Genomic DNA, 13,328 nt, shown 5'->3' with positions numbered 1-13,328 from the left:
ATGGCGGGCCCGGTGGGGAGACGATCAGAGTGCGCGAACATGATTCTCCTTGATTTGGATGGTCGAATCGCCGGGTTAGCAATCCGGGGTATTTGGCTGGCTTGGTGGAAGGGGGGCGAAATACCCCTGCGTCCTGTCAACACGGACGAGAATTCCGCCTTCGATCAGCGTCTTGAAGGCCAAGGTGACCAAGGGGCGGCTGACGTCGAATTCCTTGGCTATGTCGATATTGGTCGGGAGCTTGAGACCGGCGTGATAGGTCCCGTCTTTCACCCGGGCTTCGATGACGCTTCTGATGTGGGCGAGCTTCGAGACACTGGGATCCCGGGGCGGCACGGTGCATGACCGTTCTACCGGGTCGGCTGGCGGGGCTGGCCGAGGCCCGGATGTGGATGGTCGCGTGACCAAGATTCCCCATCCTGGGTGACTGCGCAGCAACCCGTCAGCCTTCAGCCGTCTGACTACCTCGGAGACCGTGCCAGGAGACACCCGGAGTTCCCGAGCCAGGTCCACCTGCATCGGAAGTAAGTCGCCGGGCCTGTAGACGCCGCTCTTAAGCCTTGCGCGCAATTCCCGCTCCGCCCGAGGAATGACCTCGGGGATCGTTCCGCTCGGACGCCGCTCTATCTCCTCTTCATCAAGGAGGCGGCGCACCCACGAACCCGAGCGGCCCATGAATGTAGCGATGTGTTCGAGTGCGCCTCCGGCCATATACGCCTTACCGACCGCCCTCCGGCACCGCACCCTCTCCATACCTTCGATGCGTTGATTCGGCAGATAGGTGGGTAAGCCGCGGAGCGGTTCCTGCCATGGAGCGGGCCCGTCTTCGGCGACGGACAGCGCGGCCGGGCCGGGCCGGGGGCGACGGATCAAAGCGGACTCTCCTGCGGTTGGAACGGCGGGACCTGCTGGGGTTTATGCAGAGAGGCCGTACGGCTCAAGGGCGGTCACCTTGCGGCGCAGTGCTTCAGCCATGGCCAACCGAGAGAAGACGACGGCGACGGCGTGGTGGTCGCTGAGACCGGTGGTGTCGATCACGTAGACCGCGACGACGGCGCTGATGAGCCAGGGGTCGACGTAGATGCGGTCGATGCGCCGGTCCCCGCCTTGTTGGGGCTTGGCGTGCCCGGCCGTGGGCAGGAGGGCGTCCTTCTGCGCGAGGGGGCCGTGTGCGGCGTAGCGTGCGGGATCGTGCAGGCCGGCGCCGAGCAGGGCCTCGTCGGCGTAGGTGCAGCTGACGCGACCACCGTCCGGGCCCTGGTTGGTGCGGTGCATCATGTGGAATCGGTCGGTGATGGTGTCGCTGGTCCAGTCGATCGGTGGGACGCGTTCACCTGCGGGGTGTGGGTACTCGTTGCAGTCGCCGCCGCCGATGAACGCCGTGCCTCTGTTGATCTTGTCGGCGAGGGCGAGGATCTCGTCGGCTTCTCTCTCACGGTCGCGGGGCGAGTTGAAGGCGAGATGCCAGCTGGCCATCACGATGCGGACGTCAGGGGCTTCGCGCAGGCTGGCAATGATGTTGGTCGGCGGAGTGCGCCACAGCCTGGGGTGCTCGAACTGCTGGTGCACGTCGAACACTTCCGGACGGACGAAGAGCCCGGTCCCGTTGCGGCCGGACCCCGGTGCGCCGAGGAAGCCCCGCATCCCCAGGTGGCGCTCGGCCGCGTGGAGACGGCGGTGGCCTTCCGCCCGGCTGTAGGTCATCTCCTGACGCAAGAGCACGTCCGGACGATGCGCTGCGATCAGTTCGTGCCAGGCGCGCCATCGGGCGGGAGGCTCACCGAGTTCCTCAGCGCCGCCGTCATGCTCAAGGTTGCCGGTGATCGCGGTAACGACGTCGGGTTCGCTGTACTGGTTGGTGTTGACGATGGTCACAGGAAGTCCTTTCCGAAGGAGAGCGGTGGCCCCGCCGAGGAAGGAGTTGGTGACGGCGGGCAGGGAGCGCATTTCTTCCTGCTCGACTCGTCGGGGGTTGAGCCCTGGTCAGGTCTGTTCGATCGGCTTGGATACGAGGCCGCGGTCTTCTGAAGGAGCGGCGAGGCGCTGGGCCCAGGTGTCTGGGGCGGCGATCTCCTTGGCGGTGGGCAGGAGGGATGTGTCCCTCCAGACCTGGTTGACCACGTCCACGCTCTGCGCGTTGACGGCGTGGGTGATGAGGCGGGCTCCCTGCTCGTAGGAGTCGGGGCGCGGGCCGAGGCGACGGACGCCGGGGAAGCCGGCGTGGAGCCGGTAGCGCCAGGACCGCTTCGCCAGCTCGCGGTGGTTCACCGGCGCTTCGAAGAGGCGGGCCGTGGTCTGCTGGTCGGTCCAGGTGGCATGCCCCTCCATCACGGTCGAGGCGCCAAGGCCACGGCGGTCCATGCCCCGGCGATCGGGCGCGTAGGTCTCCCACACCAGGCCGCGGCGGGCTTCGAACTGGGCGTGGTGGACGAGTTCGTGTGCAGTCATCGCGGTCAGGCACTTCGCGTTGGCGAGGAATCCGCTGTGGTGAAGCGCGCGGGGAGCGATGACGGTCTCGACCTGGCCGTCGGCGGCCTCCATGGTCTGTGCGACGACCAGGGGCCAGACGAGGACAGGGACGAAGCTGGTGATCTTGAGCAAGCCGCGTACCGCGCTGATCTCCTCGGGCGTCAGCGTCTGGTCTGCTATGTCGCGGGCCAGGATTCGGTGCCGGTTGAGCCGGGTGGCGTCGCGCCACTCCGTCGGCGTCGTCAGGCGGTAGAGCACCTCTGCGGGAAGGGCGAGGCCGGTTGTTTCCCGGACAATGGGTGCCACGGTGTGCAGGATGCTGGAGAGCAGCTCGCTCAGTTCGGGGTGGCGGCGGGTGTCGTCGAGGACGTTGAAGCGGGTCGTCACTGGTGTTCCTGTCGGATGAATTTGTCTCGGAGTTGACTCGGCGGGGCGGGGAGCGCATTTCACGTGGGGGCGCCCGTGGGGTTGGCCATGGCGTGCAGTTCGTCGGGGCTGACCGGTGTCACGCCGTGGAGGCTGACGACGGTGAAGCTGGCGAGCGTCCAGCGGCTGGCGTCGGCGGCGATGTCGACGTGGGGGAGTTCGCCGGGCCGTGATCCAACGTGCGGAAGCGGTGCAAGCGTTTCGGGGTTGTAGATGACGCCGGCGACGCCGTACAGCGTGGCGCGCTCCACCAGCGCGGCCGCGTGGCCGCGTCTCAGCGGCGGGCAGTTCTCGGTCGCTTCGATGGCACAGGACGGGTGCACCGGGGGCGCGGCTGTCGTCTCTCCCTCGGCGATCGGTCGTGCGCCGCCCAGTAGGTACAGGGTGCGGCCGTCTGCCCGGGTGCCGACGGTCGGCCCGCTGCACACCTGGCAGAGGCTGTGGTCCATCGCTCGCCGTTGCCGGTGGGGATGGATCAGGCGGAATTCAGGTTCGCCGCGGCCTGGGGTGAGAGTTGACCGGATGCACAGCACCCCGTAGCGGCGATCGGTTCGGGGGTCTTCGTCCTCGAAGCCGATCCCCTCGCCAGCTCCCGTGATTCGGCGTTCAACGCGGGGCTGGGGAACGGACTCTGCGCTCCACGCGGTGATGTACGGAACGAGCTTGCCACGCCAGTGCAGACGCTTCGTGACCACACCAGTTTCGGCGCCGGTTCTCGTCGTTGCCCGGGCCGCGTTCATCAGACACCTGCCTTTCCGCGGAGTGTGCCCTGCTGCCGGGCCAGGAATCGGGCCCGGCAGCAGGGAGTAGGGGACCGGAGGTGTCACGCAAGAGCGAGGTATTCGCGTTCGACGTCGGTGACCCTGCGGCGCCACTGGTCGATCTCGGCCTGGGCCGCCCGGCCGTAGTGGACGACGACCTCGGTACCGAGCAGTTCGTGTGCGAGCGGGCTGCTGCGGAAGTCTTTGAGGGCTTCGGACAGGTCGCCGGGCAGGGGCTCGGACTTGTCGTCGGTGTAGGCGTCGCCCAGGCATGGAGGCGGCGGGGTCAGCTTCTCGTCGAGGCCGTGTGCCATGGCGCCGAGCGAGGCGGCGGTCGCCAGGTAGGGGTTGGCATTGCCGCCGGGCAGCCGGTTCTCCAGATGGGTGCCCGCCCCGTGTCCCACGGTCCGTATCGCGCAGCCGCGGTTGTCCGGGCCCCAGTTCATGTACTGGGGTGCGAAGGAATGCGCCGCCACGTACCGCTTGTAGGCGTTGGTGCTCGGCGCGTACAGCAGCGCCAGGTGCGGCATGGCGGCGATCAGGCCGGCGATGCTCTGGCTCATGGCCTCCGTGGGCAGGTGACGACGGGAGCCGGGGTCGAAGAGCGGCTTGCCGTCCCTCCAGAGCGACAGGTGGAGGTGCAGGCCGCTTGTCACGCCGGTGGCCGGCGCGGCCATGAACGACGCGGTCATGCCGTGCCGCTGCGCGAGGTACTTCACGCAGTGCTTGTAGACCGTGAAGTCGTCGCAGGCCTTCATCACGTCGCCGTAGGTGAAAGTGGTCTCGGCCTGGCCACGGCCGCCCTCAGTCTTGAAGTGCTCGACCCGCACTCCGGCATGCCGGAGCGCGTGTTCCAGGTAGCCGAAGAAATCCGCCAGGCGGGGCGGGTGGTCCAGGTCGTAGTCCATGTTGCGGTCCACGACCGGCCTGCCGTCCTCGCCGTAGAGCACGAACTCGCTCTCCAGTCCGGCCTGCGCCTCGACTCCGAGTTCCTTGAGGCGCTCCAACTGCCGGCGCAGCATCTGACGGGGTGCGACTTCGAGGAACGCGCCGTCGTCGTCCAGGACGTCGCAGTGGACCAGGGCGACGCCCGGCATGTAGGGCAGCACGCGCAACGTGTCCCAGTCGGCGACCACTCGCATGTCGTGGAAGCCGTCGGACCAGTCGGTCAGGGCGAATCCCGACAGCGGGTCCATGTCAGCGTTGGTGGCCAGGATGTAGGAGCAGGTGTCTGCTACGTGATTGCCGGCACCGTCGTCGAGCCGTTCGAGGAGGGCGAGGCCGCTAGCGCGCTTGCCCTTGAGACGGCCCAGCATGTCCGGGATGACGACCATCACCGTGTGGATGGTGCCGAGTCGTACGAGCGCCCTCAGCTCGTCGAGGGTGAGGCGTTCGCCGATTTCGGCAGAGATGCTTTTGGTGGTCATCGCAGGTCAGAATCTCTCGTTCTGGGTCAGCAGGGCTTCGCCGGGCTGGGCGGTGCGGCCGGCGGTGAGCTGGTAGGACTTTTTGCCCCGGGTCAGCCAGGTGCCCCAGGCGAACAGGAGAGCGATGGCGAGGGTGACGCCGGCGTAGTTGAAGGAGTCGGCGGTGATCGGCTTGGACTGCGGCAGGCAGAACACGAAGGTGATCACCACGACGTAGGCGACAGCGATGACGGCGATCGGCCGGCGCCAGCGGCGCAGGCTCCACGGGCCCGGCTGGTAGTGGCGCCCCTTCTTCAGGGCGAGGAACACCGGGATTCCGTACGCGGGGATCATGCCGACGGCGTTGATCGCGGTGATGGCTCCATAGGCGGCTGGGGACCACAGCGCGGGGAGAGCCAGCAGGAAGGGCACGACGACGGACAACCAGACGGCGCGGGTCGGTGTTTTGGTGCGCGCGTTGACCGATCGCCAGCTCTGCCATCCCCACAGGGCGCGGCTGCGGGAGAACGCGTAGACCATGCGGCTGCACGCGGCGACCTCGGCGTTGCCGCAGAAGAGCATGGCGACGATCACGACCAGGAGTAGCGCCTTGGCACCCGAGGCGCCCAGCACGTCGAGGAAGATCTGCGCGGGCGGGACGCCGGTCGCCGTGTTCTGCGTGGCCGTGTAGTCCTGGACGGCGAACAGCATGCCGGCGAGGAGGACGAACCCGGCTACCCACGACACCCAGATGGACCGGACGATGCCCTTCGGGGCGGACATCTGAGCGTTGGTGGTCTCCTCGGCGACGTGGGCGGAGGCGTCGTAGCCGCAGAACGTGTACCCCGCGAGCAGGGCGCCGACCAGGACGACGTAGAGGGGGGAGAAGCCCGTGTCGTTGTGGAAATGCGTGAACACGAACGACGCGCTCTGGTGCTTGGCCGGGGCGAGGGTGAGGGAGCCCACGATGACGGTGACACCGGCCAACTGCCACCACACGGAGATCGAGTTCAGCACGGTGACGAGCCGGACACCGGCGGAGTTGAGCAGCCCGTGCACCAGGAGGATGACACCGAACAGCAGCATGGTGGTGCCGGTCGTGGGGGTGATGCCCCACTGCATCTGAACGAAGGCTCCGGCGAAGGCGGCGGCGCCGTAGTCGATACCGGCGATGGCCCCGAGCAGGCCCAAGAAGTTGAGCCAGCCGGTTGCCCACCCCCAGTGTGGCCCGCCGAGCTTGTCGGCCATGAAGTACGGGCCGCCCGATGTCGGGTAGGCGGAGACGACGTCGGCGAGGGACAGGCCCACCAGCAGGGTGAAGAAGCCGATGCCGGCCCAGGTGCCGAGCATCACGACGGGACCGCCGTGGCTCATGCCGAACCCGAACAGGCTCATGCCGCCGGCCAGAATGCAGATCACGCTGAAGGAGATCGCGAAGTTCCCGAAGGCGCCTATCCGGCGGTTCAGCTCGGGATTGATCCCGAGTTCGGCCAGGACGTCATCGTCGGTGGCCAGCGTGCTGGTTCTTCTGTGAGACACCAGAGATCCACTTTCATGCAGAAGGGGGATGGGACAGATCGGTGGCGGGTGGGGCGCCAAGTAGAGGGGGGGAGGGCTGACGGCTGCTCAGGCGGCAGGTGCAGGGTGGCGGCGAAGGGTGGCGGCGCGGGTCGTCACGAACCAGTCCTGCCAGTCCCTGGAGCGGCCTAGGCTGCTGTTGATGTCCTGCCATGGCTGGGCGGTGGCGTAGGGGCCCATGGCCCGGAACACGGCTGCGGCGCGCTGGTTCTCGCCGGTCGCTACCAGGGCGTGCGCGAGATGGCTGAGGTCCGCCATGGACAGCCACGGGTATTCGTCCGCCGGGATGTCAGCGAACCATCGGTCGTAGGCCTCGCAGGCGTAGTGTCCGACTTGTGCTCGCTGCCAGAAGTGCAGTGCCCCGACCTGGCCGTTCCCGTGCTCCCGCCGGTACTTGTCCATGATCGAATAGAGGGGCAGCATCAGCAGTTCTGGGGTGAACAGTTTTTTCGAGGCGAGCCAGAACGAGAAGTCCATCGCGGCCCCGAGTCCGCCGTGGACCATGAGGGTCTGGCGCATGCGGTGGTGTGCCTCACGGCTGCCGGGATCCCGGATGTCAGCCTCGTGCAGAAGGGGCCAGGGTCCGAGGTGGTACATGCCATGGCTCCGGATGTCGTCCGCGGGCAGCATGTTCCAGGGGTGCGGCCGGGCTGGCGCATGAGGGTCGAAGGTCTCGGGGCGGAACGGTAGTTGGGTGAGCTGCAACCGGATGATCCACGGCACCGGACACGCCGGCAGGAGGTCACTGGCGCGCTGGCATGCCTGCGCGGCCATCCGTGTGGCACGGCCCACGATGTACTCGCTCTTCCCGCTGCGGAACGCATCGACGGCGGCCCGGGAGAGCACCCTGGCCCACATCATGGCCGCGTCCGGATTGTCCGGCTCCTCGTCGTGCCACATCTTGAAGACGCCGGGTTCGCCTCCGGCGGCGAGCAACTGGCTGCGGCTCGTGCGCAGCGCCCAGTGGTAGCCCGTCATACGGAGCAGGTCGCGGGTGGCGGCGTAGCGCCCCAACCGCAGGTCTTCCAGGGCGGCACGCAGGTCGGCGTCAGCGCCGACGGGACTGACGATGACGGTCATGTCATCGGGGGCGCCGTGGACGTCTCGTCGAGGGGTCACGGCACCGATCGTTAAGGGAGAAGGAGAAGGCATGGGGGAGGCCTTGAGGACTAGGGATGGGTGTAGGGGCTTGCGGGGTCTCGGCTTGGGGCTTGGGGGACTCGGGCCGAGGAGCTGTGAGCAGGTGCCGCCGTGGGCAGGGGGAGCGTGCACCAGGCGCGGGTGCCGTCTGCGGTGAATCCCCAGTCGCCGCCCACGTCCTTCGTCAAGGCGTCCACCAGGAGCAGGCCGCGGCCGTTCTCCGTGTCGGCGTCCGGGTCCTGCACCGAAGGGGCCGGGGAAGGGGTGTAGTCGGCGACCTCGATGCGGAGTTCGTAGACGGGCAGCATCCAGACGCGTACGCCGATGGTGTCGGACTTCCCGTACAGGATGGCGTTCGCACACATCTCGGAGACGACGAGCAGCACGGTGTCGATCAGGCCGTCCGGCACACGGCGGAGGCGGCACCAGGCCCGCGCGATCCGCCGTGCCTGCCTGACGCTAGCCGCAACGGCCGGCATCGCGATGTCGAAGCCGTTCGTCGCGGGATACCGGACCGGAATGAGGAACGACGCCGCCGACAGGCTTGGCGGTCCGGCAGGGTCTAGGGGCATTGCGGTGGCTCCTGGTTGCGTTCGTACGCTCTCAGCGGATGTGGGCGGGTCCTGAGCGGGTGGCTGCGGTCAGCTCGCTGCGCGCGGAACGAGCAGCGTCACCCAGACGTCTTTGCCGCCACCAGGTGACAAGGCCGAGCCGAATACGTCAGCGAGCGCCTTGACGAGTTGGATGCCTCGACCGTGCTCCGAGTCCGATGAAGCCTGCACAAGCCGGGGCTGATTCGGGTCGTCGTCATGGACGCACAGAGTCACGCCGCCGGGGATCTTGGTGAGCGTGATCTGGGCTTCTCTCGTTCCGTCATGCACTGGGGGCGTGTGCTGAAGCACGTTCGTGAGTAGCTCCGTCACTACCAGCTCCGCCACGTCGCAGAGTCGCCCGAAGCCCCATAGGTCCAGGTGGGTTCCGACGATCCTTCGTGCGAGACCCACGGACCGCGGTGTCACGTCGAGGGTCATGTCCAGGTGGCCGGCGGACACACGCGCCAACGCGCGCACCCCCTCCGAAGCCTCGGGACGAGTAAGGGTTTCGACCATCTCTCAGATCCACTTCGTTCCGCCGAACCCTCACAACTAGGCTCGACTGCGTTGTGTACTGGTGTGGAACCGGTCAGCAACCATTTAGTCAGGCCGAGCGAATACCGTGTATGCGCTGATGCCGAGGGCCGCAGGTATCGGCATCAGCAGGACAGGGGCGAGGGATGCCGCAGCCAGAGAAGAAGCTCAACCCCGGGGCGTCCCCGCAGGAGTGGTTCGGCTATCAGCTACGGAAGCATCGCAAGCTCAACAACCTGTCAGCGCGCCAACTTGGTCGGTTGGTGCAGGTCAGCGATGACATGATCTTGAGCATCGAGCACGGGAAGTATCCGAGTTGCCACCTGCACCTGGCGCAACGGCTCGACGAGGTCTTAGGCACCGATGGCCTCTTCGGCGATGCCTGGCCGATGGTGTTCAAGCCTGCCGATGCCGATAAGAAGTCGCCTGATGCCGATAAGAGCCCGTCCAGGCTGGTGGAGGACGTCGCTCCGGGACACCCAGGCCGCATGCTGGAAGGCGATACCCCATCGCCTTCTGGGAGTCCTGTACCTGTGGACCGCCGCGCCTTCCTCTACAACAGCAGCCTTGCCGCCCTAGCTTCCATAGACCTGGTCGCGCTGGTCTCCCCGACCAACCTGCCCCAGCCTCCCGCCCGTATTCGCCCTCTGGACATCGATCAGATCCTCAGCGTGGCCGACGAGATCCACCGCCATGACAACAAGCAGGGCGGAGGTGGTCTCGTCGGTGTGATCGCTGGGCACGCGATGCAATGGGCCGTCGGCCGGCTCACCGTGTCCTGCCCGGACCACCTGCGCGCTCCGCTGTACGCCGCGGTCGCCCGGCTGGGCATCGTCGTCGGCGCCAGCCACTTCGACGCCTACGCCCACGAGGACGCCAGAATCGCCTTCAAGGTCGCCGCCGAGTGCGCAGAGGAAGCACCCGACTGGCACCTGCGCGCCAAGGTCTACAGCTTCCTCGCGCGCCAAGCCATCTGGGTCGGAGACCCCGATGCCGGCCTGACGTACGCAGAAAGCGGCCTGGTCCGTTCCGACAGGCTCACCCCGACGATCCAAGCCATGCTGCACAGCGCCCGAGCCCGCGCGTTCGGCAAGATGGGCGATGTCCGGGGCACCCTTGCCGCAGTAGGCGCGGCAGACGACGCCTTCTCCAAGTCGAACCCTGCTGAAGACCCCTCGTGGATGGCCTACTACAACGAGGCGCAGCACCAAGGCGACACAGCACACGCCTTCTGGGACCTGGCGATGCGCGCCGACCAAGACCCCGCTCGCGCAAGCCACCGGTTCGAGATCGCGGTAGCGGGCCACACCGACGACTACGCCCGGTCAAGGGCGATCTCCGGCACGAAGTGGGCAAGCCTGCTCATGGCGAAGGGAGACCCATCCCAGGCCGCGGCAATCGGGCAGAGGGCGCTGGACGACGCTGGTCGCCTCACTTCACGCCGAGCGGCTGATGACCTCACCGACCTCAGCCGCTTCGCCAAGCAGCACCGCGGGCTTCCCGAAGTGGAAGGCCTCCGGGAGCGCATCGCCGCTACGTTGCAGGCATGACGACTTCCGCAGCTACTTCCCGCTCGGTGCTGATCGAGGCGTGCGCCGCGGCAGGTTTCGACGCAGCCCACGCCGAGCCGGTCCGGCTCGCAGAGAACGAGATATGGCGGCTGCCGGAGGACCGGGTGATCGTGCGCATCGCTCGTGCCGGCCAGTGGGCAGCGACCGTACGCGAGGTCGCCGTGGCCCGGTGGCTCGCGGAAAACGAGGTGCCCGCCGTCCACGTTCTCTCGATCGAGCAGCCGGTCGACGCCGGTGGCCGCCCGGTGACGTTCTGGGAGGAGCTACCCCCGCACCGCAACGGCAGCGTGCGCGACGTCGCGCGACTTCTCATGCAGCTGCACTGCCTGCCCGTGCCCGGTTCCTTCCAGCTCGGCAGCCTCGATCCGTTCGTGCGGGTCGAGGAGCGGATCGACGCGGCCACCACCTTGTCCGGCGACGACAGGAAGTGGCTCCGGCAGCGGCATGCGGACCTGGCGGAACGCTGGGAACAGCGGCCTGCCGGACTGCCGGAGCGCGTGGTTCACGGAGACGCGTGGGTCGGCAACGTGGCGGCCACCGCCGACGGCCCGGTACTCATGGATTTCGAGCGGGTGTCCGTCGGCCCTCCGGAGTGGGACCTGGTGTCGACCGCGCTGAAGCTGACAACAACTGGCGCCGTCACCGAGGCCGAGTACGCCGAGTTCTGCGAGCTGTATGGCACGGACGTCACCCAGTGGGAGGGCTACGAACTCCTCGCTGGGGCACGGGAACTGCGGATGACGACCTACGCCGCTCAGTACGCCGCTTCACACCCGGAGTGGCACGCTGAGGCGCAGTACCGCGTGGACTGCCTCCGTGGGCGGGTCACCGGCAGGCCGTGGCGTTGGGCGGGCATCATGTAGCGGCCGCGCCGCCGAAGAACGACGACGCGGCCGGACGCATTCCCCCTGATCATTTCCGGCCTTCGGCCTCACTCCCGCTCTGTGAACCCGCCGATGGGCACCTTGTCCATCGGGTCGTCCTGCGCGACGTGGTGCGGCCGGTCGTAGACCGTGTCAGCGGTCCGTGACCCCTCCGCCCAACGTCCGCGAGTGTTCCGGTCGTTCAGGGACACTCCAGCCGCGATCATGTCGGTGTTGGCACCCGCCCGCAGGCTGTGTGCCTTCACCTTCTTCCCTGCGATGTAGGGGACGCCAGCCCGCCCCGCGAGCAGCTGCACTCGGTCATTGATCGCGCCGCCTTTCATGCGGTCGCCCCGCTTCGTGGCGCGGTCGCGCGGCTGGAGATTCCCCTTCACTGTCAGCGCCCGGAAGAGCGGCTGTGTGGGCCCGTCCGCGCCGAGTTTGCGCAGTACCGCGAGCCAAGCGCGCGCCCGGTCGACGAGCCGGAGGTCCGGCCGGTCGCGTAGGAACGCGGTCGCGCCCTTAGCGTCCTGGTCGGTCTTCGACGCCGCGGTGGTGACGACCAGGCCCGTGGGCAGGATCTGCACGTTCTTGACGAGCAGGTCGGCGAGCTCCACACGCCGGTGCAGGTTGCTGTACGCGAGGACCAGGGCGAAGGCGTCGCGGGCGCCGATGTGGGTGTCTTCGTCGCACTGCTCAAGGCACTTGAGCAGGTAGGGGATGGTGAGCGCGGCCGCCCGGTCGACCTCCCCGCCGGCCTGCACCCACTCCCTGCGCCAGGTGCGCAGCTTGCCCCTGATCTTGGAAGGGTCCGGGCGCATCCTCTCGGGCTGCCAATTCCAGATGCGACTCATGTACTGGCGGACGGTGTCGGGCTTGAACTCCCCTGCGCGGCCTCGTCGGATGAGGTGTAGTCCGTACGCGTTGTAGGTGGACGTTGTGCACGGGTGCGGGGTCCGCTTCGGTTTCTGCTGGGCGCACCATGCCTGGAAGGCGCCCACGGTGGAGTCCCTGTTCGTGAGGGTGTTCTCGGCGAGGTCGTCATGGGTGAGTTCTGCCCGGTCCTCCTCGGATACGCGGAAGTCGCCCTCCGTCCAGACTGCGCGCGGGTCCTCCGTGGGCGGGAGCTCGTTGGGCCCGAGGATGGTGTGCTGGTCGACGTAGTAGCGCACCGGCGCCGGCTCGGTGTCGTCGACCAGTTCCGCATCGACGTACTCCACCAGCTCTGTCACGGTGTCGGCGTCCAGTCGCTCCAGTCGCTCCAGTCGCTCCAGTCGCTCGGTCACGGCCGCGCCCACGTCGGGTAGTCGGGGTGGTCCTCCCACCGCTTCGCCTCTTTGGCGAGCCACTCCAGGCGGCGGACGGCGCCCACGATGTCGCCGAGGCGCACGCATTCCTCGCCCGCGCCGTAGGCATACCCAAGGCCGTGGTGGAAGGCGGGCGTGACGGGCTGGTCCGCTGCGCGATCCGTCACGAAGTCGTGCATGGCCTTGAGGCGGGCTGCCATGGCGGCGAAGGTGTCCGGGGCGGGTGCGGCTGCGACGGGCGGCGGAGTCGCGGGCGCCTGCGTCGGCTCAGGCCGGTAGCCCTTCGGGCTGTATCCGCGGTTCATCGCTTCTCCCCCGCCTGCTTGAGCGGGACGAACTGCCGGGCCCAGGAATCGAACTCCGCGGCGAGGTCGGGGTTCGGCTCCGGGATCATGCGCAGTGTCGTCCACAACTCGGTGGGGAGCTCGCCGTGGAGACGGGAGGCCAGGATGTGGGTGCCGCCGAAGTCGGTGATGCTGATGTCGTCCGCCGGCTCGTCACTCCCTCCTTCCTGCTCCATGCGCGCGGCCCATGCCCGCAGATCTTCCCCGGATTGCTCGCTGTCGCTCATCCGTACGACCCTCCCCTAAGGGCTGTCCCGTAATGATCTCTGAGTGACCTCGGACGTGGTCGACTGCTGTACTGCTGGGGGGTCTATCCGGCGAGGGCGAGGTTGTGCA

At 67.8% G+C, this 13,328-nt stretch carries 14 protein-coding genes; 2 read left to right on the top strand and 12 right to left on the bottom strand.

Features of this window, described 5'->3' with window-relative positions; genetic code table 11:
- Positions 1 to 75: 75 nt before the first annotated feature.
- The 9 genes from ACFWXC_RS49965 to ACFWXC_RS49925 form a co-directional block, all read right to left on the bottom strand.
- Positions 76 to 873 carry a GntR family transcriptional regulator gene (locus ACFWXC_RS49965; protein ID WP_384490449.1) on the bottom strand — a complete coding sequence of 266 codons (798 nt, stop codon included), beginning with the start codon at positions 871 to 873 and terminating at the stop codon, positions 76 to 78.
- 42 nt (positions 874 to 915) lie between these two features.
- Positions 916 to 1,875 (bottom strand): endonuclease/exonuclease/phosphatase family protein, encoded by a 960-nt coding sequence (locus ACFWXC_RS49960; RefSeq protein ID WP_384490447.1) that lies wholly within the window; start codon positions 1,873 to 1,875, stop codon positions 916 to 918.
- A gap of 108 nt (positions 1,876 to 1,983) precedes the next feature.
- A complete protein-coding gene (locus ACFWXC_RS49955) occupies positions 1,984 to 2,856 on the bottom strand; it encodes a zinc-dependent metalloprotease (RefSeq protein WP_384490445.1) in 873 nt (290 codons plus the stop codon).
- 59 nt (positions 2,857 to 2,915) lie between these two features.
- On the bottom strand, positions 2,916 to 3,635 hold the full coding sequence (locus ACFWXC_RS49950; RefSeq protein WP_384490443.1) for a hypothetical protein: 720 nt from the start codon (positions 3,633 to 3,635) through the stop codon (positions 2,916 to 2,918).
- A gap of 83 nt (positions 3,636 to 3,718) precedes the next feature.
- Positions 3,719 to 5,083 (bottom strand): glutamine synthetase family protein, encoded by a 1,365-nt coding sequence (locus tag ACFWXC_RS49945; RefSeq protein WP_384490441.1) that lies wholly within the window; start codon positions 5,081 to 5,083, stop codon positions 3,719 to 3,721.
- Positions 5,084 to 5,089: 6 nt separating this feature from the next.
- The gene (locus ACFWXC_RS49940; RefSeq protein ID WP_384490439.1) at positions 5,090 to 6,601 is read right to left on the bottom strand and encodes an amino acid permease; all 1,512 of its coding nucleotides are present in this window, start codon (positions 6,599 to 6,601) and stop codon (positions 5,090 to 5,092) included.
- An 87-nt stretch (positions 6,602 to 6,688) separates the two neighbouring features.
- On the bottom strand, positions 6,689 to 7,759 hold the full coding sequence (locus ACFWXC_RS49935; protein ID WP_384490437.1) for a hypothetical protein: 1,071 nt from the start codon (positions 7,757 to 7,759) through the stop codon (positions 6,689 to 6,691).
- Between the two features lie 50 nt (positions 7,760 to 7,809).
- Positions 7,810 to 8,352 (bottom strand): ATP-binding protein, encoded by a 543-nt coding sequence (locus ACFWXC_RS49930; RefSeq protein WP_384490435.1) that lies wholly within the window; start codon positions 8,350 to 8,352, stop codon positions 7,810 to 7,812.
- Between the two features lie 69 nt (positions 8,353 to 8,421).
- Positions 8,422 to 8,889, bottom strand: a complete 468-nt coding sequence (locus tag ACFWXC_RS49925; protein WP_384490433.1) for an ATP-binding protein — start codon at positions 8,887 to 8,889, stop codon at positions 8,422 to 8,424.
- A gap of 164 nt (positions 8,890 to 9,053) precedes the next feature.
- Between ACFWXC_RS49925 and ACFWXC_RS49920 the strand changes: the two genes are divergently transcribed.
- A complete protein-coding gene (locus ACFWXC_RS49920; protein ID WP_384490431.1) occupies positions 9,054 to 10,457 on the top strand; it encodes a helix-turn-helix transcriptional regulator in 1,404 nt (467 codons plus the stop codon).
- A complete protein-coding gene (locus ACFWXC_RS49915) occupies positions 10,454 to 11,341 on the top strand; it encodes an aminoglycoside phosphotransferase family protein (RefSeq protein ID WP_384490429.1) in 888 nt (295 codons plus the stop codon). The genes ACFWXC_RS49920 and ACFWXC_RS49915 overlap by 4 nt, the downstream gene beginning before the upstream one ends.
- A gap of 68 nt (positions 11,342 to 11,409) precedes the next feature.
- Here ACFWXC_RS49915 and ACFWXC_RS49910 read toward each other — a convergent pair whose 3' ends face one another.
- The 3 genes from ACFWXC_RS49910 to ACFWXC_RS49900 are packed head-to-tail and all read right to left on the bottom strand — an operon-like array spanning position 11,410 to position 13,219.
- Complete coding sequence (locus ACFWXC_RS49910; RefSeq protein ID WP_384490427.1) at positions 11,410 to 12,627, bottom strand: hypothetical protein; 1,218 nt, start codon at positions 12,625 to 12,627, stop codon at positions 11,410 to 11,412.
- Positions 12,624 to 12,953, bottom strand: coding sequence for a hypothetical protein (locus ACFWXC_RS49905; protein WP_384490425.1), 330 nt, complete (start codon positions 12,951 to 12,953; stop codon positions 12,624 to 12,626). The genes ACFWXC_RS49910 and ACFWXC_RS49905 overlap by 4 nt, the downstream gene beginning before the upstream one ends.
- A complete protein-coding gene (locus ACFWXC_RS49900; RefSeq protein ID WP_384490423.1) occupies positions 12,950 to 13,219 on the bottom strand; it encodes a hypothetical protein in 270 nt (89 codons plus the stop codon). Before ACFWXC_RS49900 ends, ACFWXC_RS49905 begins: the two co-directional genes overlap by 4 nt.
- Between the last annotated feature and the right edge of the window lie 109 nt (positions 13,220 to 13,328).

Origin of the sequence: Streptomyces sp. NPDC058683 (genome assembly GCF_042716195.1) — a bacterium.
In the GTDB taxonomy this organism is placed as follows: domain Bacteria; phylum Actinomycetota; class Actinomycetes; order Streptomycetales; family Streptomycetaceae; genus Streptomyces.
This window is presented reverse-complemented; position numbering and strand designations above follow the sequence as displayed.